Annotated in this window: 17 protein-coding genes; 11 read left to right on the forward strand and 6 right to left on the reverse strand. The window is 66.5% G+C overall.

Annotated elements, in window-relative coordinates; translation table 11 throughout:
* The first annotated feature begins 5 nt into the window (after positions 1–5).
* From KF724_00450 to KF724_00470, 5 genes are all read left to right on the forward strand, one after another.
* A complete protein-coding gene (locus KF724_00450; GenBank protein MBX3354150.1) occupies positions 6–1160 on the forward strand; it encodes an efflux RND transporter periplasmic adaptor subunit in 1155 nt (384 codons plus the stop codon).
* 315 nt (positions 1161–1475) lie between these two features.
* On the forward strand, positions 1476–1937 hold the full coding sequence (locus KF724_00455; GenBank protein ID MBX3354151.1) for a nucleoside deaminase: 462 nt from the start codon (positions 1476–1478) through the stop codon (positions 1935–1937).
* Between the two features lie 48 nt (positions 1938–1985).
* On the forward strand, positions 1986–3767 hold the full coding sequence (der, locus tag KF724_00460; protein ID MBX3354152.1) for a ribosome biogenesis GTPase Der: 1782 nt from the start codon (positions 1986–1988) through the stop codon (positions 3765–3767).
* Positions 3764–5170, forward strand: coding sequence for a hypothetical protein (locus tag KF724_00465; GenBank protein MBX3354153.1), 1407 nt, complete (start codon positions 3764–3766; stop codon positions 5168–5170). The genes der and KF724_00465 overlap by 4 nt, the downstream gene beginning before the upstream one ends.
* A gap of 9 nt (positions 5171–5179) precedes the next feature.
* Positions 5180–6799 carry a hypothetical protein gene (locus tag KF724_00470; protein ID MBX3354154.1) on the forward strand — a complete coding sequence of 540 codons (1620 nt, stop codon included), beginning with the start codon at positions 5180–5182 and terminating at the stop codon, positions 6797–6799.
* A gap of 60 nt (positions 6800–6859) precedes the next feature.
* On the opposite strand, the gene KF724_00475 is transcribed toward KF724_00470, so the two are convergent.
* Positions 6860–8992 (reverse strand): hypothetical protein, encoded by a 2133-nt coding sequence (locus KF724_00475; protein ID MBX3354155.1) that lies wholly within the window; start codon positions 8990–8992, stop codon positions 6860–6862.
* A gap of 309 nt (positions 8993–9301) precedes the next feature.
* On the opposite strand from KF724_00475, the gene KF724_00480 reads away from it, so the two are divergent.
* Entirely contained in the window at positions 9302–11011 is a 1710-nt protein-coding gene (locus KF724_00480) for a VCBS repeat-containing protein (protein ID MBX3354156.1), read from the forward strand.
* 173 nt (positions 11012–11184) lie between these two features.
* Here the strand turns inward: KF724_00480 and KF724_00485 are convergent, their stop codons facing one another.
* Complete coding sequence (locus KF724_00485) at positions 11185–11811, reverse strand: hypothetical protein (protein MBX3354157.1); 627 nt, start codon at positions 11809–11811, stop codon at positions 11185–11187.
* Between the two features lie 50 nt (positions 11812–11861).
* Here KF724_00485 and KF724_00490 point away from each other — a divergent pair, with 50 nt between their 5' ends.
* Genes KF724_00490 through KF724_00500 form a run of 3 tightly spaced genes read left to right on the forward strand, consistent with a single transcriptional unit; the run spans position 11862 to position 16705 of the window.
* Entirely contained in the window at positions 11862–13424 is a 1563-nt protein-coding gene (locus KF724_00490; GenBank protein ID MBX3354158.1) for a hypothetical protein, read from the forward strand.
* A gap of 47 nt (positions 13425–13471) precedes the next feature.
* A complete protein-coding gene (locus KF724_00495) occupies positions 13472–13906 on the forward strand; it encodes a RidA family protein (GenBank protein ID MBX3354159.1) in 435 nt (144 codons plus the stop codon).
* A 9-nt stretch (positions 13907–13915) separates the two neighbouring features.
* A complete protein-coding gene (locus KF724_00500; GenBank protein ID MBX3354160.1) occupies positions 13916–16705 on the forward strand; it encodes a beta-galactosidase in 2790 nt (929 codons plus the stop codon).
* On the opposite strand, the gene KF724_00505 is transcribed toward KF724_00500, so the two are convergent.
* Together KF724_00505 and KF724_00510 are read right to left on the reverse strand one after the other, a co-directional pair.
* Entirely contained in the window at positions 16674–17540 is an 867-nt protein-coding gene (locus tag KF724_00505) for an aldehyde dehydrogenase family protein (protein MBX3354161.1), read from the reverse strand. The genes KF724_00500 and KF724_00505 overlap by 32 nt on opposite strands.
* Positions 17541–17585: 45 nt before the next feature.
* On the reverse strand, positions 17586–19037 hold the full coding sequence (locus KF724_00510; GenBank protein ID MBX3354162.1) for an aldehyde dehydrogenase family protein: 1452 nt from the start codon (positions 19035–19037) through the stop codon (positions 17586–17588).
* A 356-nt stretch (positions 19038–19393) separates the two neighbouring features.
* Here KF724_00510 and KF724_00515 point away from each other — a divergent pair, with 356 nt between their 5' ends.
* Positions 19394–19927, forward strand: coding sequence for a hypothetical protein (locus KF724_00515; GenBank protein ID MBX3354163.1), 534 nt, complete (start codon positions 19394–19396; stop codon positions 19925–19927).
* A 188-nt stretch (positions 19928–20115) separates the two neighbouring features.
* Complete coding sequence (locus tag KF724_00520; protein MBX3354164.1) at positions 20116–20826, forward strand: ROK family protein; 711 nt, start codon at positions 20116–20118, stop codon at positions 20824–20826.
* A gap of 72 nt (positions 20827–20898) precedes the next feature.
* Here the strand turns inward: KF724_00520 and lgt are convergent, their stop codons facing one another.
* Both lgt and queF read right to left on the reverse strand, forming a co-directional pair.
* Entirely contained in the window at positions 20899–21918 is a 1020-nt protein-coding gene (gene lgt / locus KF724_00525; GenBank protein MBX3354165.1) for a prolipoprotein diacylglyceryl transferase, read from the reverse strand.
* Positions 21919–22112: 194 nt separating this feature from the next.
* Positions 22113–22481 carry a preQ(1) synthase gene (gene queF, locus KF724_00530; GenBank protein MBX3354166.1) on the reverse strand — a complete coding sequence of 123 codons (369 nt, stop codon included), beginning with the start codon at positions 22479–22481 and terminating at the stop codon, positions 22113–22115.
* Positions 22482–22501 lie beyond the last annotated feature (20 nt).

Here is a 22501-nt window from a genome sequence, read left to right on the forward strand (position 1 = left end):
CGCCCATGGCTCCGCCGGCACAAGCCTCGACCACACCAACCGCTGCGCCGCGACGGGCGGGCGTCGTGCGTCGCAGCGCCGGGGCGCTGGTCGGCGGGGCCATTCTGCTCTGGTGCGCATGGTCGGTCCTGATGGTGTTCGTCGTGCTCGACCGGCGACCAAGGACCGATGACGCCAATGTCACGGCACACTTGGTCGGCGTTGCCGCGCGGGTGCCCGGCTATGTCTCGCGGGTCGCGGTCGTCGACAACCAGGAAGTGAAGCAGGGCGACCTGCTCATCGAGATCGATGCAAGGCCCTTTGAACTCGCGCTCGCTGACGCGAAGGCGCGGCTCGCGCTAACCGAGCTCGAAGTGGCAGAGAGCGCCGATCTCATTCGTGCCGCGCAGGCGACCATCGAGGCGCGCCAGGCGGAGCGCGAGTACGCCGCCCAGTATCTCGCTCGCATCGAACCGCTGCTTGCCCGCCAGTTCGTCACTCCCGATCAGGTCGATGAGGCCAGGCGCAACCTCCGGGTCGCAGAGGCGAAGATTGCCGAAGCGGTGGCGGAGTTGCGGCGTGCGGAGAGCGCGCTTGGCCAGCTTGGCGATGTGAATGTCCGCATCGCCGCGGCGGTGGCCGCCGTGGAGCGGGCGCAGCTTGATCTTGACTACTGCGTGATCCGATCGCCCGTCGATGGCTTCGTGACGAACATGGCGCTCTCACCCGGGCGCTTTGTCCACCCGGGCGATGAGCTCTTCGCGCTGGTCGACACGAGCCAGTGGTTCGTGGTGGCGAATTTCATCGAGACGGAGATCGAAAGAGTGCAGCCGGGCGCGGAGGTCGAAGTCTGGCTCATGGCCTACCCTGGCCGCCGCTTCAAGGGCACGGTGCAGGGGCTCGCGTGGGCGGTGAAACCGTCGTGGACCCGCGAGTCGGGATTGGTTCCCGCGCCAGACCCGACGCTCGACTGGGTGCGCCTCGCGCAGCGCTTCCCGGTGCGCATCATTCTCGAACCCTTCAACCCCGATGCGCCCTATCGCATGGGCGCGACCGCCACCGCCATCATCAACACCGAGAAGCGTCGGCCCGTGCCCCGCTGGGTTGAGCGCGTCACCCCCGGCTGGTTGAGGGGTGTTCCGCTCATGCCGGAGGAGCGCCCACCCGGGAGCGATCTCTGACTCGCGGTGCACGGAGCGGCCGGCGCGCTGGCGATCGACCTGCACCTGTGCCGGCGCCGTCATCGCGCATGAACCCACGAACCGTCGGACCTGAACCCGGCGCGTCGACTCTGCGAACCATCGGACCAGAACCCGGCGCGTCGACCCTGCGAACCATCGGACCTGAACCCGGCGCGTCGACCCCGCGAACCGTCGGACCTGAACCCGGCGCGTCGACCCCGCGAACCATCGGACCTGAACCTGTGGCGCGTCGACCCCGCACGCTACGCTTCGAGCATGTCGGGCTTGACGCACGAGACACGCATCGAGCGCTTGATGCGGCGAGCCGTTGAACTGGCAGCGCATGGAGTCGACGCTGGTCATGGCGGCCCGTTCGGGTGCGTGATTGCGCGGGGCGAGGAGATCGTCGGCGAGGGATGGAATCAGGTCGTCTCTTCCAACGATCCGACCGCGCACGGCGAAGTGGTCGCCATTCGCGCGGCGGCGGCGCGTCTCGGTCGATTCTCGCTCGCCGGTTGCGATCTCTTCACCACCGGCGAGCCATGTCCGATGTGCCTCGGCGCCATCCATTGGGCCCGGATCGATGCCGTGCACTTCGCGCTCTCCGCGGCCGACATTGCGGCGATCGGCTTCGATGACCGCGCGTTCTATGAAGAGCTGGCGAAGCCGCGTGAGGCGCGCGTGCTGCCGGTGCATGCCGTGAGCGAGGAGCTCCGGCAGACCGCCCGGGAAGTTGCGTGCCGCTGGCTGGCCAGAAGCGACCGCGTGCCGTATTGATGCGAACTCGTCCCGATGGGCGCGGGGCGTTGCTCGTAGCATGGTGGAGTGATCCCCCGGCTGGCCATTCTCGGGCGACCGAATGTCGGCAAGAGCAGCCTCTTCAACAGGCTTGCCGGACGCCGCATGTCCATCGTCGATGCGACGCCGGGCACCACGCGCGACCGGATCATGGCGACCATCGAGCTCCTGCCGCCGCGGCCGATCGTGAAGCCGTCAGATCGCCGCCGCGCGGCGAAGGGGCGCCGCAATCGAGCCGAGGAAGCGGCTCTTGATGCGCAGGAGGCGCTCGAGTCGGGGGCCCATGTCCCCATGACGGGCCGCTTTGTCGACCTGATCGACACGGGTGGCTGGGGTGTCTATGTCGCCGAGGGCAAGCGCTTTGATGATGCGGGCCAGGACCTGACGGCGCTGACGCCCGACATCGAGGCGCAGATTCTTGCCGCCGCGCGCGGCGCGGACCTGATCCTTTTCGTGGTCGACGCGCGCACCGGCCCGCTGCCGCTTGATGAACGAATCGTGGAGTTGCTGCGGCGCGAGCGGCTGGTCGAGCGCGTCATCGCGGTCGCGAACAAGGTCGACGATGGCTCGGTCGAGTCGGAGATCGCGGCGCTCGCAAAGTTCGGGTTTGGCGTTCCCATGCCGGTGAGCGCGAAGTCGGGCCGCGGTCTGGCCAAGTTGCGGGCGCGCCTTCTCGATCGCGTTGAAGCGATCGAGGCGCAACAAGGGGCTGGCGCGCCGAAGTCCGGCGTCGCCGGGGGCAAGCGAGCCACGGCGAAGAGTGCCGCATCGGACGCGGCGACCAAGGGCGGGGCGGCCGCGCTGAAGCCCGGTGCGCCCGCGATCTTGAAGCCCAGCGCCACCTTGGGCCGCGGAACCAAGGCCCGAGCGGCGGCGATCGATGCCCCGCCCGAAGATGGCGCGGAGCCCGAGAGCGCACTCGGCGAGGTTGCCGTCGCGATTGTCGGCCGTCGGAATGCGGGGAAGAGCAGCTTGGTGAACGCTCTGGCCGGTGAGCCGCGCGTCATCGTGAGCGAGATCGCCGGCACCACGCGCGACGCCATCGATGTCCGCTTCGAGTTCGACGGCCGCGTCTTCCTCGCCATCGACACGGCTGGCGTCCGCAAGCGCAAGAGTTGGGATGGCGACATCGAGTACTACGCCAATCTCAGGACCCAGGAGTCGATCCGCCGCGCCGATGTCTGCATCCTGCTGCTTGACGCCGTCGAGAAGGTGTCGCAGGTCGAGAAGAATCTGGCGATGCAGCTCACCGAGTCGTACAAGCCCACCGTCATCGCGGTGAACAAGTGGGACCTGGTGCGGCGCACGCTCAAGCCCGCCGACTACCTTGACTATCTCGAACAGGAACTCCCGGGGCTCGCCTTTGCGCCGATCGTCTTCGTGAGCGCCGCAAAGGGCCAGGGGTTGCGCGACCTGGTCGCCATGTGCTTCAATCTCGCCGAGCAGGCGTCACACCGCGAGTCGACGGGGCGCGTGAATGCCGCGGTGCGACGAATCCTCGAGGAGCGCGGACCGAGTTCGAGTCTCGGCACCAAGGCGAAGGTCTTCTATGTCTCACAGATCGCCGTCAAGCCGCCGACGCTTGCGCTGGTGGTGAACAAGCCGGCGCTCTTCGAGGGGGCGTATGCGCGCTACCTCTCCAATCGCCTGCGCGATGAACTTCCCTTCAGCGAAGTGCCCGTGCGCCTCATCTTCAGCGAGCGCCGGCGCGAGGAGTGGGGGGGCGACGACACGCCGCCGCGAAGTGTGCCATCATCCACCTCCGCCCGACGCGCCCCGCGGGCGCCGGCCCGGAAGAAGTCCCGATGAGCATCGTTCCTCTGCCCATCTTCGAACGCGACGCCGATCCGAGCCATCGTGACTCGCTGACCGATGCGGAGACCTACGCACGCCTGCGGCCTCCCACTTCGATCGTGGTGCGCTACGGGCGCCGCCTGATGGTGGGGGAGTTTCCCTACGACGGTGATTCAAAGCCCGGCTGCGGCTCGAAGATGGTCGCGCGCACGCCGCGCGGCGTTGAGCTGGTGGAGATGCTCACCACCACTTGCGGCAACTCGGGCTGCTCCAAGAGCGTCTCGCGGAAGGAGATGCTCGACTACATCGCCAACTCCGGCGGTCGCGAGTATCCCTTCGCGCGCGAAGGCCGTGTGCTCCGCGTCGCCACGGTCGATGACCTCTCGCGCTGGTCGGGCATCCGCGCCCGCTTCGAAGTGCACACGCGCGAGATTCGAGGCCGGGTGCTGGAACTCGGCCTGCCCATGAAGGTGATCGAGGTCGAGCCGATCCTCGGCGGCGAGACCGTCACGGTGCACTATGCGAGCGAGGAGCGCGTCGACTTCCGCGAGCTGGTTCATGAGCTGGCCGGTCTCTTCAAGGCGAGGATCGAGATGGTGCAGACCGGCGCGCGCGACGAGGCGCGTCTGGTGGCCGACTACGAGCGCTGCGGACAGCACTGCTGCTGCAAGACCTTCCTGAAGGTGCTCAAGCCCATTTCGATGAAGAGTGCGAAGGTCCAGAAGGCCACGCTCGATCCGCTCAAGATCTCCGGTCGCTGCGGGCGTCTCATGTGCTGCCTTCGCTACGAGGATGAGACCTACGACGCGCTCAAGAAGCGACTGCCCCGGAACAAGACTCGAGTGGGCACCAGTGAGGGTCCGGGCATCGTCGTTGACTCGAAGATCCTGGTGCAACTCGTTCTGGTGCGACTCGAGGCCGACGGCCGCGAGATTGCCGTGCCCGTTGAAGAGCTCTCCGAACCGCCACCGCCTGGCGCCGCGGCGCCGGCAACGCCACCTGCGCCAACACCATCGGCACCGAGGTCAAGGGATGGGCGAGGCAGGGAGCCGCGCGAGAGAGAGCATCAATCGCGCGAGGCTCGTGGCAACAACGCTCGCGGGCGGGAGCCGTCGGCTCGCGACGCGCGCGAGGCGCAACCAGCGCGAGATCGAGGCGAGGGGCCGCCGCGCGGACCCACTGCGCCGACCGCTGGGGACGCGCTCGAACAGGGCGGGGAGCCCGATCCGTTCCGAGGCATGGATCCCGCTGAGGTCGAGCGCCTGGCGGCCGACCCCGCCGCGCGAGAGAAGAAGCGTCGCCGTCGTCGTCGGCGCAAGGGGCGCGGATCGAATGCCGGTGATGGCGGTGGGGCATCGCCGCCAGATGGACCGGCGCCGCCATCCAACGGCGGCGATGTGCCTGGGGGAAGCGAGTAGCATCAACCCATGCGCGAGCCCGCCGATCCGCCGCGACGGACGGATCTGATCGACACCTTCCAGTCACTGCTGGTCGCCTTCGTGGTGGCGATGACCTTCCGCGGCTTCGTGCTCGAAGGGTTCATGATTCCGACCGGCAGCATGGGGCCGACGCTGCTCGGCGCGCATGTGCTCGTGCGCAGCCCCGTGACGGGTTACGAGTATGTCGCCGACAGCATGGCCCTCGACGGGCGACCGCGCCAGCCGCTCATCGATCCCATGGTGTCGCGGCGCATTCCCGTGGAGCTCGTGCCGCGGGAGCAATTGGTGGCGCGCGCCGCGGTGGGCGACCGCGTGCTGGTTCTCAAGTATCTCTGGCCCTTCATGGCACCGCAGCGCTGGGATGTGGTGGTCTTCAAGAACCCGCCCGACCCGGTGGGTGAAACGCAGAACTACATCAAGCGCCTGGTCGGCATGCCGAACGAGTCACTCCTGATCGTCGACGGCGATGTCTTTGTGGGGCCGCCCAACGCCGCGACCGACGCCCTGCGCATCGCGCGCAAGCCCGAAATGGTCCAGCGCGCCGTCTGGCAGCCGGTCTATGACAGTGACTGGCGGCCCGAAGACCTCGCGAAGCTCGAGCAATCGTGGCGGCAGCCCTGGTCGGGTCCGCCGTGGAAGCCGGTCGAGGATCAGTCGGCGTGGCAGATCGTGGGGCATCGCGCGTGGCGCCATGCCACGGCGTCGCCAACAGCGCTCGAATGGGACCTCGCCGTGTGGCCGATCAGTGACTGGAACGCCTACAACGCGTGGCGCATCACACCCGAATACCCGGTCAGCGACATTCGAGTGGCCGCGGCGCTGGAAGTTGATGACCCTTCGGCCTTTTCCACGCGCCTGCTCCTCAGGACCCGTCAGCATCGGTTCATCGTTGACATCAATGCCCGGCGCGTGGAGCTCCTCGTGGTGCGTCATGAGGATGGTCGCGAGGTCGCCCGAAGTGAAACGGCGTGGTCTCTCAGAGATCGCTTCGTGCGACTCGACATGTGGCATGTAGATGAGGCGCTTCGCCTGTTCGTGAACGATCGGGAGATCGCGACGCTTGAGTACGACCTCGGCTCACCGCTCAAGCGCCTCGAGTTGGCGCATGTGCCGGTCGAGCGCTACCGGGTCGATCCGGTCGCGGCTCAACCCCAGGGCATTGCCGAGCTGCGTTGGGAGTTCGCCGGCAGCCCCGTCACGCTGCACCGCGTGCGCGTCGATCGGGATCTCTACTACCAGCCTGCCTTCCAGAGCCCGCACAATCAGGTGCCATCGAATGGTCCGATCATTTCGGGGCATGGCTTTGGTTCGAACATCGCGAAGCCTGAGCAACTTGCCGCGGATCACTTCCTGATGCTCGGCGACAACAGCGCGGCAAGCCGCGACGGTCGCGTCTGGGGACGCCCCCATCCGATTCTCTCGCGCGAGTTCGGGTTCGATGCGCCCTTCGTGGTGCCGCGATCGCTTCTGGTGGGCAAGGCGTGGTGCGTCTACTTCCCCGCCACGGGCAGGCTCGCCTCAGGCATTGATGGTCCGACGGCCGACGATGCGCTCAATCGACTGCCGGCACTGGCGCCGAACTTCGGCCGCCTTCGCTTCATTCGCTGAGACGATGTCCTGCAGGCTGAAGCGCGGCGCTCCGTCGGGCGCTCGCGTTCATCCCCACGATCAGCGCTCAAGCCGCGATGCGAGGTCAGAGAGCGACGACGCGGTCTCCGCGGCCTGGGCCAGATCGGTGCCATAGGTGCGCACCGGGACGGCCGTCACTCCGCGGAACGGCTGCCGCGCCTCCCGCTCCTTGTCCCCGACTGCAAGCCCGTGGGTCCTGAAGAATGGAAGCGCCGCAATCACCTCGCGCTGGCGGCGCGCTTCGGCAACCGGGCCAGGCGGGAGCAGGTCATCGCTGCGCACGAGAATGCCCTGCGGGAGCACGATCGAGGCGGCTTCTTCAGCAGAGGGGGCGGCAGCGTCCGTCGAACGCGGCACCCACGCATCCTCGGGGGCCAGTGCGACCTGCAGGAAGAGCGCGAAGTCGGCGCCACGGCGGACCAACTGAGTGCGGCGCTGCGGGTCAATCACTCGCAGGTAGGGAGCGCCGGTCGCCAGGCGATCGCGATCGGCTTCGAGGCCCTTTGACATGCGGAAGCCTTCGGAGGCAGCCAGTTCGCGCAGCAGGAGCGCAAGCGTCCGGCGCTCCTCGCTCGACAGCGCCGTGTCGGAGACCAGTCGCTCAAGCAGTGGCTTCGTCTCTTCGATGATCGACCGTGCCGTCAGCGAGCGCGTGACCGAGGGGTCGCGCATCAGAACGCGCGCGACGCCAAGCACCAGCGCCGCGCGCTCCGCGGCGGCGGTGGTTTCAAGCAGCGTTGCTTCGGCCAGCATCACACGGCACGCGGCGCGAAGGCCCGGCAGCCAACCCATCGAGAGCCCGAAGTCGCCGTCATTGGGAGTGTCGAGGTCGACGAGACCACATGCCACGCCGCGCTCGAGGGACATGCGAATGCCGCGACCCGCTCCCAGGAAGAGGCGCTCGGCCCGCTCCCGCAGCACGGGGTCGGTATCGCGACCGAGGAAACGGACCAGCTCGATCGAGTCCTGTCCCTCGTCGGGCAGCGACGCCGCCAAGGCCGCAGCGCGCCGGAGCCAGGTCGACGCATTCGCGACTTCGATCGCCTGCTTCTCGCCCTTGGCAATGGCGTCGATCCGCTCGAGGCGCTGCTCGATCTCTTCGTTCGCCTGAATCTTGTGTTCGAGCGCCTTGGCGAAGCTCGGCATGAGTGCGGCGAAAAGCGTGCTCCGCTCGACTTCCTGTTCGATCTCCGCCATGGCACGCCGCGCGGCCACAGGGTCATTGCTGGCGAAGGCGTCCGCCGCACGGCGGTGAAGCTCTCCCGCGCGAGCCAGTTCGCCCGAGAGCTCGCGCCGAGTGAGCGTTCCGATCGCGCCGGGGTCGAGGTCCAAGCGGCGCAGCATTGCCGCAACCTCGGCGGGAGTCTTCGACCCGATGGTTGCGGCGAGGATCTGAAACTCACCTCGCGACGCCTTACTGAAGTCGAAGGGATCGTTGCCCTTGAGTCCGCGCAGCACCTCCGACAGCGCCTTCGCGCGATCCTGCGTCAGGGAGCCGTCATCGAGCATGACATCGAGGGGGCCCATGGCCAGGCGCCCCATGGCAGACCCAGCCATGGATGAGACGATCGCGCCATCTTGGCCGGCATGCGGACCGAGTGCCGAGAGAGAGCGCTGAAGTCCAAGGGCCATCTCCCAGTCGCCATCGTGAAGTGCGAGCGCGGCCTGTCCCTGCAGAAGCCTCGCGGCGGTGCGCATCGGCCCGAGGTGCGGAAGCAACATCTCGATACCCGCCGCGCGGTCGAGCTCAAAGTCCGATCGGCGGATCGACCCGGCGGGAGCAATGGCTTCAAGGAACGGCTGGGCCTTGGCGAGCAATTCCCGCGCCCGATCGATGTCGATGGGTGAGATGCGGCCCTGCGCTGTGATCTGTTCGAGCTCGGTCAACTCATCCTGGGTGAGCAGTGGATGAGGACTGTTGACGCCGAGGACCTCGAAGGCTTTGCGATAGACAATGGCAGCGTTCCCGCCACCCGACCCGCCGCCGATCGCCACGGTCTGCGCGCTCGCGGTCGATGGGCTCGACCAAGCGAGCATGCCGACCATGCCGACCATGCCGAACATGACGAGCACGATCAGGCTGACCATCATGGCGGGAGTGGCAAGAACCAGGCTCTTCACCCCGCGCAGAGCCTTCATCGCAGTCGCCACAAGACCAGTCGAAGCGGTCACGGTGGCGACCCGCCGCCATCCGCCACCCCCCGATCGCACTGGGTCGGGTCGATCGCGGGAGCTTTCGACGGATTTCATGGCGACGGGCCTCCTCTCGTGGGCATTCGATGGCGCTTACAACCCGAGCAAGATCGCGTTGCCCAAGGTTACGGGCCCCAGCGACAAGCAAGCGACCCCAATTCGCAAATGCGTCGATTCCGAGGCATTGCGTGGCCCCGGGTTGGGATTCGCGTCACCGCGGGGTACATTCTCGCCACTGGGGGTTGTTGTCCTCTCGTTCCTCTCTTCATTCGACCGCAGGATCCCCCAGTGCCACACCGAGCTGTTCCGATCGTCGTCTCAACTCTCGCCTTCGTGCTCGCCGGTGCGGCCTCCGCCCAGCAGTTCCAGAACCAGACAAGTACGCGGTTCCCGGTTCAGAACTTCTACTCCAACCAGATGACGATCGTTGATTTGAACAACGACGGTCATCTCGACATCGTCTTTGCTGACGGTCAGGGGTACCAAACCCAGGGGGCCGCGTTGAAGCCGCGCATCTACATGAACGATGGCCTCGGTTTCTTCGCCGACGAAACTGATGCGCGGGCGCCTGGCGTCCAGGGCTGGTTCCGCGGTGTCGAGGCGGGTGATGTGAACGACGATGGCTGGGTCGACCTCATTCTTGCCCAGGACTTCAACAAGGTTCCGATCCTGCTCATCAACACGGGCAATGGGTTCTTTGTGAACGAGACGGCGGCTCGCCTGCCGAATATTGCGATGAGCAGTGCTCGTGCGCAGTTCGGCGATGTCGACAACGACGGCGATCTCGACCTCATCTTCAACAACTCAGGCGCGACGAATCGTTTCGGAACCGGCCAGCCGAGGATCTACCTGAACGATGGGAGTGGCTTCTTCACCGACGCCACCGCCACGAACTTCCCCGCGGGCAACATCTCGCAGCAGATGGACATTCTCTTCTGCGACATCGACCTCGATTTCGATCTCGACATCTTCGTCGGAACCCGCGCGACTTCGCCGAACCAGAGCCGCCTGTGGAAGAACAACGGGTCCGGCGTCTTCACCCTTCAGGCGGGATTTCCCAACGATTCCGCCAGCTACTCGATCGATGTCGGTGACATCGATGGTGACGGCGATCTTGATGCGATCTCCGTCAACGGCGGCGTGAGTAATGCCGAGTTGCTCGCCCGCAACAACGGTGGTGGCAACTCGTGGACGAACATCTCCTCGTCGATCTCGCCGAATCCGACGGTCGATGACAATGACAGCCGTTTCTTCGATTACGACAACGACGGCGATCTCGATCTGATCGTCGGCAGTCTGGGTTCCAGCGAGCGTCTGTACAACAACAATGGTTCGGGCTTCTTCACGCAGGTGTCCGGCGTGATTCCGGTTGTCTCCGATGCGACGCTCGACATCAAGGTGGCGGACCTCAACGGTGATGGCCGCCTCGACTTCGTGACCGCACAGGGAGAAGCTGGTTCCTTCCAGAACAAGATCTACATCAATGTGACGGGGCCGATCGACACCATCGCGCCCAAGATCGTGAGCATGGAGGGTGTTCCGAACGGCAATCCGCTGGGCACCCCGAGTGAGAAGATCGTGCGCGTCATCATCTATGACAGCCACACCAGTGATCGTGGGTTCCACGACAAGGGCATCTTCCTCCACTACACCGCCACCTCGGGCTGCACGGTGATCGAGGGCCAGGTCCCGATGAAGTGGGTTGGAAACAACCTCTGGCGTGGTGTGATTCCAGCGATGCCCGCTGGCGCGTCGGTGTCGTACTTCGTGACGGCCATCGATCACGCAGACAATGTCGGCACCGGCCCGACCCGCGACTACATTGAGGCCGGGCCGCCGCCGGTGGCCGGCGATGTCAACGGAGACCAGCTCGTGAATGGCGCCGATATTGCCCTGATTCTGGGCAACTGGGGCGGCACGGGCGAGGGCGACTTGAACTGTGACGAGGCGGTCAACGGAGCTGATATCGCGATTGTTCTCGGAAACTGGGGCAATTGAGGCCCTGAACGGGAAGACGGCGGCCCCGACTCGGTCTTGAATGGTTGTCCGCCCCGACCCGGGACGGGGAGCCATTCGGTCAAGAGGAGGTCCAGCCATGCGTCATCCGAAGCGAACATCGACCGCGACGAGGGCTCGAACGAGCACCGTCGCGGTCGCTGCATTGTCAATCGTCACGGCGCTGGCATTGGACAGTTCGGCCCTCGCGCAGCGGGGGGGCGGCGGGCAGGGGGCACCCCCCGGGCCCGGGGCTCCGTCGGCGCCAGGCGGAGGCGGTGGTGGCCGACCGATGATGCCCGGCGGAGGTGGTGCGCCAAGAGCCGCGCCGCCTGCGCCGAGTGCACCTTCGGCTCCGCGATCGGCGCCCGCACCGGCACCGTCAGCGCCTCGCGCCGCGCCGCCTGCGCCGAGTGCGCCTTCGGCTCCACGATCAGCGCCCGCGCCGTCAGCGCCTCGCGCCGCGCCGCCTGCGCCGAGCGCGCCTTCGGCTCCGCGATCGGCGCCCGCACCCACGGCACCGCGGACAGCCCCTCCTTCACCGGGTTCTCCTTCCGCTCCGCGTTCAGCGCCGGCACCGTCAGCGCCTCGCGCCGCGCCGCCTGCGCCGAGCGCGCCTTCGGCTCCGCGATCGGCGCCCGCACCCACGGCACCGCGGACAGCCCCTCCTTCACCGGGTTCTCCTTCCGCTCCGCGATCGGCGCCCGCACCGTCAGCGCCTCGTTCAGCACCTGCGCCGTCTGCACCGGCGCCTCGTTGGGAACCCGCACCGACTGCTCCTCGATCTGCTCCCGTCCCGTCACCGACCGCGCCGACGCAGCGGCCCGGGCCCGACGGTGTGAGCCCCGCGCTCATGCCTGACCGTGGCGAGCGAGCGCAGCCCGGCGCTCGTGACTTCCCCGGTCGAGGCGCCGAGCCTTCGGCGCCTTCACGATCGCTCATGCCCGATCGCATGGCGCCTGATCGTGGCGCGCCGGGTCGTGGCGATGAGAGCGCATCGCCCGGTCGCCTCGCGCCGCGTGGTGAAGCTCCTCTCGGCAACGCCTCGCCCACGCGCGGGCAACCGACCGCGCGGGATCCAGGCGCGCCTGGTACCGCGGCGTCTCCCGAGAACCGTGGTGTGTGGAATGGCGGCTCACCTCGTCCCCTTCCCGTTCCGGGTGACGGCGGCAGCGCTCGCAACGCTCCGGTCAGTGACTTCGCGCCGCCGGGCGGCGCAGCGCCTGCGGCAAGCGCCGCGTACGCCTACGACACGGGATACGGCTTCGACTCCGCCAACGCCTATGCCTATGGAGGCGGCGGTTGGCCTGGCTGCGGCTGGAATCAACCCACATGGTCCAATTGTGGCTGGTTCCCGACGAACTGCTGGGGCGGTTGGCCCGCGTGCTGGAGTCCCTGCTGGAGTCCCGGTTGGTCTTCATGCTGGACCCCCGGCTGGGCTGGCTGGGCTGGCTGGGGTTGGGGCGGTTGGAGCGGCTGGGGTGTCAGCTTCGGATTCAGCAGCGGTGGTTGGGGATTCGGTTTCGGCTTCGGAGGTGGTGGCTGGAGCGTGAGCGTTGGCTACAGCAGTGGCTTCTGGCCCGGATGGGGCGGCGCCTGGGCGCCGGGCTGGTGCGGCTGGAGCCCGTGGTGGACACCCGGTTGGTGTGGCTGGGGCGGCTGGAGTGGACCGTGGTGGGCTGGCGGCGCGTCGTGGTGCTCGCCGTGGATCGCGACCAGCTTCGTCGTCGCATCACCTGTCGTCGTGTCGGCTGCATGGACGCCGGTCGTGGTGCAGCCGCCGCTTCTGCTGGTTGAACAGCCCGTCGTCTACTCGCCCTCGACAGAGTGGATCGCCGTCGTCTCTGGTGAGACGGCGCCGTTCTCTGCGGCTGACGGGACCATGGTCTTGGCGGATGCGTCGCTCACTCAGACTATGCCGACCGTGCCCATGACTCCCGCGGTCGCGATGCCGCCTGCGGGATTGCTCGAACAGAATGCATGGGAGGCCTTGGCCTATGGCGAGGACTTCCGCGCAGAAGAGCTCTTCGCCGGTGTGCTCAATGAAGAGCCCGACAACGCGCGGGCCCGCGCCGGGTACGGTCTGGCGGCGGCGCTCATGGGCCGCGACGCGACGGCGGCGTGGGCGCTGCGGGACGCGCTCGCGCTGCGACTCGATGTGCTGGATGCGCTTCCGCTTCCTTCGGGAACGCGCTGGCGCCTGACGGAACTCGCTCGCTCCATCGAGAACCGCGCGAGTGAGAGCCCCTCGGGCGGCGCCGATCTCTACTTCCTTGCTGCGGCGCTGCGCGCGTCCGTCGGTGATCGGGCGCAGGCGGTCTACGCGATGGAGCTTGCCGCACGGCGAGGACCGCTCGATGAGGTTCGTGGGAACTTCCTGACGGTGCTTTCGTCGCAGATTGCCTGGAGACCGTAAGCGCGCGGACTCAAGCGCGAGCGGTGCGGTCGCGATACTCTGCCGCCATGCATGAGCAGGGCGTCTTTTCGACGCAAGCCCCCGAGCCGGTCGGTCCCTATCCGCACGCGCGACGCGCCGGCGATTTCCTCTTTGTCTCCGGCATCGGACCTCGCACGCGAGGCCGCAGCGAGATTCCCGGCGTCACGCTTGGAACCGATGGCACGGTCGTCGACCACGACATCGAGGTCCAGTGTCGAAGCTGCTTCGAGAACCTTCGATCGGTCCTTCGAGATGCGGGTGTGCCCTGGGAGTGCATCGTCGATGTCACGACCTTCCTCACGCACATGAAGCGCGACTTCGCCGCCTACAACCGCGTCTACGCTGAGTTCTTCGCGGGGCCGGGCAATCCGAATCCCGCTCGCACCACCGTCGAAGTCACATCTCTCCCCACACCCATCGCCATTGAAGTCAAGGTGGTGGCATTCCTCGGTAAGCGTTAGGTTCTCACCGTGCCGCAGATTTCATTCGACGCTCAGGGGTTCTCCATCGGCGGGCGCCGCATTTGGCTGATGGGTGCGGCGGTGGAGTCGTCGCTCTGGCCGCGAGCGCAGTGGTCGCGTGGTCTTGCGCTCCTTCGACAGCGCGGGTTCAACACGATTCGCACCAGTGCGCCGTGGAGCCTGCATGAGCGTCATCCGGGCCGGCTCGACTTCACTGGATCACTCGATCTGAAGGCATTTGTGAAGGAGTGCCGCGATCAGGGCCTCTGGGTGGTGGTGAGAATCGGCCCGATGGTTGGCGGCACTCATGCGGGCGGCGGATTGCCATCATGGATCGCCGAGATCCCCGAGCTTCGTCCGCGCGAGCCGCAGGATCTCTTTCTGCGCCAGGTCGCCTCATGGTTCGGCTCCGTGCTCGCACCATTGAAAGGTCTTGAAGCATCGGAGCGCAGCGGTCACGCCGCCGGTCAGAAGATGAGCGGTGGGTTGCTCGCGGTGCAGGTCGAACATGGCTGGGAGTGCGGCAACGAGAAGGCGGGCGAGGAGTACCTCACCGAGCTTCGGCGCTTTGTGCGGGAGTCGGGCATTGATCTGCCGGTGCTCACGGCGAATGGCCTCTGGGTCGGCGCGGAGGAGACCGTCGATGTCTGGCAGGGAAGCGATGATCTCCTGGCCCATGTGCGGCAGTTGCGTCGCGTCCAGCCGCATGGGCCGGCACTGGTGGAGGTCACGACGCCGAGTGCGCTGAGAATCGCCCATGCTTCGAGAGGCGCGGTCCGTGCAGGTCGGGCTTCACACTCTGAAGCGGTCGATGGACGCGACCTCGCGCGGCGCGTGGCGCTCGTCTTCGCAGCCGGAGGGCAGGCGATCGTGGCGCACGCCGCGCCCGAGGTGCATCGACTGACGGCTCCGGGACGCAGCGCCGGCGTGCCGCTTGAGACAAATGCCGTGGTTCCGGTCCTGGTGAACGAGGCCGATCGCCCCGGCGCGGCGCTCGACGACCTCGCACCGCTGGCGATCTTCGCCTCCCACTTCGGCTCCGGGACGGGTGGCGCCGCAGGTTCGGAGGCGGTCGTGCTCGACCCCGACCGAGAGGTTGATGAGGCGCCGATCGTCATCTCGCGGGCATGCGGAAGTGGCACGGTCGCCTTCGTTCTGTCGGCGCCGCGGTCAACGGGACGCACCCTGTCTCATCGCAAGGTGCCATCGACCGTGACTGGCGAGGTCTCGCTGATTTCCGCAGACGGACGGCGCCTCACCGTGGTGCGCGGAAGCGCGCCAGTCTCCTGGTATGCGTTCGATCTCGATCTCGGCGGCCGGTCCACTCTTGACTACGCAACGCTCTCCCCGCTTGCGTTCATCGACGATGCGCTGCTGGTGCTCATGGGCGCAGCCGGCGTCAAGAGCGTCGTCTCGATCAATGGAAGCGAGAGCCGCGCTGAGGTTCCCGACCTGAAGGCAGGCGCCCGCCCGCGCGTGCTCCAGCACGCCGGTGTGACGGTGCTGGTCGTGAACGAGCTCCAGGCGGCTGCACTCATCATCGAGCAGCGAGGGTGCCTGATCGGCGCCGAGCGCACGGAGGCCGACGGTTCAGTGACTCGAGCGAAGGGCTTCCGCGAAGTGGTGCGCGTGGAGTCGCGCGGGCAGGTGCGCGTGGTGCCATCATCCACCGCATCGGATCGCACGACCGATGAGAAGCTCCGAGGCTGGCGCCGCGCTGACACGCAGGAGCTCACTTCGGGTCGAAGCGATCGATTCGCTGGCGTCGAGGAGCCTCAGTCACTTGCGGTCTACGCGCCGCGTCGCGGCTTCGGTTGGTACAGGCTGCGGGTTCCATCGCGGCGCGGAGCGTCGCTGCTCTGGATGCCCGGCGCAGTCGGCGACCTCCGCGCGTTTCTCGACGGCGCTCCGCTCGCCCACCTTGGCGAGCGGGCGCGCATGCCCCTGCGCATTCCTGCAGGCGGCGGAGCTGATGGCCGTTCACTCGTGATCCTCGCCAATGAACGGTCGAGGCCCAGTTCCGGCCTCGCTGCCGCCGATGCCGCCGGCGTGCGCGGGCAGGCGTGGATTGTGGAGCCGATCAAGGCGCGAAGCCGCAAGGTCGTCACGCCGCCATTCGATCCCTTCACGCTTCGGCGCTTCGTGCCGCTTCTGCCGGGCGCGCTGCCTGAAGAGTCGATTCAGCTCTCGCTTCGACTCGATCGATCGACGCCGATCATCATCGATCCCGGCGTGCCGTTCTATGGCGCGGTGCTCATCAACGGAGTTCCTGCGGCGCTGGCCGATCGACCTGCGGGTGACCTTCGTGGCATTCACCTCGCGCCAGGGATGGCGGGGTGGCGCCAGGGGTCAGCAACGATCACGCTGGTGCCCTTCGCCTCGGCACCGGGAGTCGAGAGTCGCCTTCGACTCTTCAAGTGCATGGAGGTGATCGGGAGCAGTCGGCGTGGTGCGGCGGCGTGGGCCTTTGCACGGTGGGAGCCACCCGAGGCGGCAAGCGCCAAGTGGAGCAGCGGCGCTCCCGCGCGTGCGCGGGGACGACATCAATCGCTCCCCACTTGGTGGACCACGCGACTGGCTCGACCTGGTGCCGTCGAGCTACGACTCGACGGTCTCTCCTCTGGCGCCGTGTTGATCGATGGCGCACTCGCAGGTCGCTTCGACGCGGCGACCGACCCCCGATTGCCGCTCTCCAGCGGCGCGCTCGACCGCGAGGTGGAGGTGACGATCTTCGATGTCGAGGGTCGTTCGCCCGACCGCGTGAGCATCAGGTCGCGGCCGGGTGCCAGATCGTCTTGAACTCGACGAGGCTCTCAAAGGCGCTCGCCCCCGACCAAGGCTCTTCGGCGAAGAAGTCGCTGGACGGGTCGATGATGCGCACGCGCTTCAGGTTTTCCGCGGAGCCCTTCCGAAGCTGAGCGGCGGTCTCACCTTCGACCGCGGCGAGCACGCCGTCGATGTCTCGGTGCGAAGCGATGTGCGGAACCAACTCCCCATGCTCGCCCGTGAGGAGGTTGAAGACCCCGGGCGGGAGATCTGAAGTCGGCGCACTCTCAGCCAGGAGAAGCGCGGGAAGAGGCGCCGCCTCCGAGGCAACCAGGATCACGGCGTTTCCCGCCACGAGCGCCGGTGCAAGAAGTGACACGGCGCCCAACAGCGGGGCATGCGACCCATCGACGAGCGTCACGACGCCCGTCGCTTCCGGCACGGTGAAGTTGTAGTAGGGGCCCGCGACGGGGTTCTGTCCGCCGAGCACCATGGCGAGCTTGTCACTCCAGCCCGCCATCGAGAGCAATCGATCGATGGCCGCATCGACCTCGGCGCGCGCCGAGGCAGCGCTGCGACGCGCATGGGTTCGCAGCGCATCGGCAAGCTCAGCTCGGCGACCCTCGAGCATCTCCGCGAAGCGATGAAGCACCTGGCCGCGAAGGTAGGGCGTCGCCGCCTGCCATGCGGGCTGCGCCGCCCGCGCTGCTTCGACGGCGCTGCGGAGATCCTTGCGACTGGCCCGGCAGAGATGGGCGACCACTTCGCCTCGCAGGTCGAGGAGTTCCCGCGATCGCCCGCTCTCGGTGCGTGGAAACGAGCCACCGATGAAGAGCTTGTGGGTCTTGACGACAGGAAGGCGGTTCATGCGATGAGGCTTGTCAAGTGGGAGTGCTTGCAGTATCGAGCGCGATCATGGCGTGAGATAGGCCGCGAGCCCGTGTCGGCCACCTTCGCGACCGAAGCCCGACTCCTTGAAGCCGCCGAATGGGCTCGCCGCATCGAAGAGGTTGAAGGCGTTGCACCAGACCACTCCCGCCTTCAGGCGCCGCGCGGTGTCGAAGATCTTGCTTCCCTTGGCCGTCCAGACGCCAGCGCTCAATCCGTAGGGCGTGTTGTTCGCTCGGGTGATCGCCTCTTCGGGCGTGCGGAAGGTCATCACCGCGAGGACGGGACCGAAGATCTCTTCGCGGGCGATCGTGGCGCTTGGCTGCACCCCCGTGAAGAACGCCGGTCGGCAGAAGTACCCGCGCTCGGGAAGTGTCGCGCTGCCGCACGGCTCCATGGTGGCGCCTTCGGAGGCACCGATTGAGAGATAGCGCTGCACCCGCTCCAACTGCACGCGCGAGTTGATCGGGCCGACATCAGTGTTCTTGTCAAGCGGGTCGCCCACGCGAAGTCGATTCATCCGGCTGCGAAGCTTGTCAACGACCTCGTCGACCACGGACTCCTCGACGAGCAATCGGCTGCCCGCGCAGCAGACCTGCCCCTGGTTGAACCAGATGCCCTCAACGATTCCCTCAACGGCCTGATCGATCGGCGCATCGGCAAAGACGATGTTCGGGCTCTTCCCGCCGAGTTCCATCGTGAGCTTGATCGTGCGCGAAGCGCACGCGGCGAGAATCGCCTTGCCCACCTCGGTGCTCCCCGTGAAGGCGATCTTGTCGAAGCCCGGGTGATCCACCATCGCGCGTCCCGTTGCAGGACCACCGGTGATGATGTTGACCACGCCATCGGGCAGCTCGCACTCCTTCATGATCTCGGCGAGGCGGAGCGCGGTGAGGGGTGTCGTCTCCGCTGGCTTCAGCACGCAGGTGTTGCCGCAGGCAAGCGCGGGGGCGAGCTTCCACGCGGCCATCAGCAGCGGGAAGTTCCACGGAATGATCTGGGCGCAGACCCCCACGGGGCGCGGGTCGCTCACGCCCGGAAGCGCATAGCGGAGCTTGTCACACCACCCCGCGTGATGGAAGAAGTGCTGCGCGACCATCGGGATGTCGAAGTCCCGGCTCTCGCGGATGGGCTTGCCCGAGTCAAGCGTCTCGAGCACCGCGAGCTCGCGCGCCCGCTCCTGAATGCGTCGGGCAATGCGAAAGAGGAACTTCGCGCGCTCGATCGGCCTGGTGCGTGACCATCGGCGCAGCGCGGCCCGGGCTGCGTCATGAGCCTGGTGCACCGCGTCGGCGTCGGCGTCGATCACCTCCGAGAGTGGCGCCTCGGTGGCGGGGTTGACCGTCGTAAGCCGGGCAGCGCGCCGGGGTTCCTGCCAAGCACCGCCGATGAAGAGGCCATAGGACGACTGGATTTTCACCGGCACGCTCTCGGGAGCGGCGCTGTACTCCCATGCGATGGGCTCGACTTGAGTCACACGATGAGGGTAGCGTCCGGCCGGGACCGTGGTTCTCGGCCAACAGTTGGTGCTTATGTGCAAGAGCGGCAATCCGGCAAAGGTCTGAGAACATGAACACAAATGAGGTTACTGGCGCTTGTTATAGACCGAAAGTTCCTTAACGACCAGTAATCGCGCAGATTTGAACGGTGATGATCTGATTCATCTCCGCTTTGTTGCGTCAATGCAATGCCGGTGTAGTTTTACTGTCGAGCGAAGTCGAGTGGTTCGGCTTCAGCGTGGGACCGCAGGCTGAGACCTGACAGGCACCACGGGTTTCATTCGTGGAGAGTCCGTCGATTGGCGGGCAATCCGCTTGCGTTGAGGAGAGCAAGATGAAGAAAGTTCTGATTGCCGCGAGCACCGTGCTCGTTGCCGCCGCCGCCGCGAACGCGGATGTGGTCGTGACCATTCCCGGCACCCATGTGCTGGCAGGTGGCCAGGGTGTGACCGTGGAGACGACGCCGCTCATCGGCACGCTGACGGGCATCATCGTGAAGTTCAACTACTCGAACGCCGCCGGAGGCTCATGGGCCGCCGACATCGGCGCCACTGTGGGCAACCTTCAGTGGGGCGGGTATGACATCTTCGTGAATGGTGCGAATGACTACCAGGGGGAGACCGGCGCGCCGAACAGCGGCAGCAATGTCAACTTCGCGAGCGCCGTGCTGGGTCTCCTCTCTGCGGCGCCCAGCTACAACAACACCACGGCAATCGTTGGTGTTGGTAACGGATACAGCTTCGCCGGCTCATCGGCGACTCTCTCCGATGTCGAGATCACGCTGAAGGGTGTCGACAAGATCCCGGCCCCTGGTGCTCTCGCGCTGCTCGGGCTGGCTGGCGTCGTGGGACGCCGTCGTCGCGCCTGAGATTCGTCATCCACCGATCGATCGTTCGCGGTCGATTCGGCAGCATCATGCTGACCTGACCCGCCCCCGAGCGATCGGGGGCGGGTTTCTTTTCCGAAGGACGCCCCCAGAGGATTGCTGAGAGAGCGCCCCTTGCCGGGTCCTGGGATGCCGTGCTCCTTCGGCGAACTTCCCACTACGCTGATCTCATGTCTGGTCGCACCGTCCTCGCCATTGACATTGGGGGCACCCATGTGAAGTGCCGGGTCTCCACCGATCCCGAGAAGCGCGAGTTCCCATCGGGTCCATCGCTCACGCCGCAGCAGATGGTTGCGGGAGTGAAGGCCTTGGCCAGGGATTGGCACTTCGATGCGGTGTCGATCGGCATCCCGGCTCCGGTCTTCGGCAATCGCCCGGCGCATGAGCCGGCCAACCTGGGGAGCGGATGGGTGAACTTCGACTACGACCGCGATCTCGCTCGCCCGGTCAAGCTCCTCAATGACGCGGCGATGCAGGCGGTAGGCAGCTACCGAGCGGGAAAGATGCTCTTCCTTGGCCTGGGAACGGGACTTGGAAGCTGCATGATCGCCGGCAAGGTCATCCTGCCGCTGGAGCTCGCCCACCTGCCCTATCGCAAAGGGCGGACCTTCGAGGATGCCGTGGGCCTGCGGGGGCTTAAGCGCCTTGGCAAGAAGGCTTGGCGCCGTCAGGTCGCGCGTGTCGTCGGCATTCTTCGGGCAGCGCTGCTGCCCGATGAAGTGGTGCTCGGCGGTGGCAATGTGGCGCACCTGAAGGAGATGCCAAGCGGGTGCAGGCCCGGAGACAACGCGAATGCGTTCATCGGGGGCTTCCGCCTCTGGGATCACGAGTGGGCCAACGCCGTTCCCATCTACGACGACGGCACGCCGCCCGGACAGTGACGCACCGCACAAAGGTGGATGTGCCCGACGACGGCGCGAAGCCGGGAGGTGTTGGTGTCGGCCGACATGCGTTCAACGCGCAGCGGTTGACACGCGCGACGATGGCGCCAGTCCGCCGACGGTGGCGGTCGGTCTCGATGACGACCAGAGAATCAGCAACGCTCCAGCCGCGATCATGGCGAGGCTGATCAACATCGGCAGTGTGAGCGGTCCGAGCATGAGGACCCCTTCATCGGCTTGGCGAAACTGCTCGGTGATCATCCGCAGAACGCCGTAGGCGAGGAAGAACCAGCCGGAGACAACGCCCGGTCGTCGTGGTCGCCACCAGACGGCCACGAGCACCGCCAGCAGGACTGGACCGTCTGTCAGCGCCTGGAAGAACTGGCTCGGCCAGCGCGGAGTGAGCAACGGCGTGAGCGCATCCATCACTATCTGGTTGCCCCTCTCGAAGGCAATCACCAGCGAGTCGGGAAAGGGCGCCGCGGGATCAACGAACTTCGGGGTCCGCAGCGCCTGCAACTCAGCTACTCGGATGAAGTGATCATCGAGGATCTCGCGCGGAAACTTCAGGCTCCACCGCGGTGGATTGCCCCACCACTCCTCCGGCAGGGGTTTGCCGAGGAGTTCGCCATTCACCCAGTTCGCCAGCCTGCCGAGGGCCAGTCCGGGCGGCGCTCCAATCGCCGCGCAATCCATCAGGTGCATGAAGGGCACACCCGCCCGTCGCGCGAAGAGCCATGCCGCGAGCGTGACGCCGATGATGCCGCCGTGACTCGACATGCCGCCTTTGGTGATGTCAATCGCGCTCCACCACGGCACTGTCGGAGTGAAGGTCCAGAGAAGATGCGGGTCATAGAGGAGCACATGGCCGAGGCGCCCGCCTGCCACCACGCCGACGATCACATAGAAGACAAAGTCGGCGACCTGCTGCGGGGAGAGCAGAATGCGTCGTGTTCGGGCCAGCCAGTGCAGGAGCAGCCAGCCGAGCACGAAGCCCGTGACATAGGCCATGCCATACCAGCGCGGTCCGACGCCTCCGATCCGGAAGACATAGGGATCGATGGAGTGAATGATGGACTCGGCCAGCATCATGGTTCGATCACAGTTTGATCACCGCTTGATCACGAATGGGGCTTGGCTCGACCATCACTTGGGCATCGCCCGATCATCGCTTGAGCATGACTTGGGATCGACTTGGTCTGGGCCTGATCAAGCCTCGGCCCTGGACTCGTCGTGACCTCAACCTGACCTCAACCTGACCTCAACCTGACCTCAACCTGACCTCATCATGGCCGCTGCCAGCAGACCGGCACACTTCCGGCTGATGCCACGATGCGGGAGCGGATGCCGCCCCGGCCGCGCCATTCGGTGATGACCTGGAGCCATCGCGGGCTCATGCCCTGAGCCAGGTCATCGCGGATCCGATTGGTGACCGCCTCGTAGAAGATCCCTTCGTTGCGGAAGGATTGAAAGTAGAGCTTCAGGCTCTTGAGCTCCACGCAAACGGCCGCGGGCTCATACCGGATCGTGATGGCGCCGAAATCGGGATGCCCCGTCTTCGGGCAGACGGAGGTGAACTCCTCGTGCACATGCTCGATGAGAAAGGGGTGATCCGTCGGGGAATCGAAGTACTCGAGCAACTCCGGCGTCGGCATGGCGAAAGCCTACCGGCCGC

The organism is Phycisphaeraceae bacterium (genome assembly GCA_019636735.1).
Classification (GTDB): domain Bacteria; phylum Planctomycetota; class Phycisphaerae; order Phycisphaerales; family SM1A02; genus VGXK01.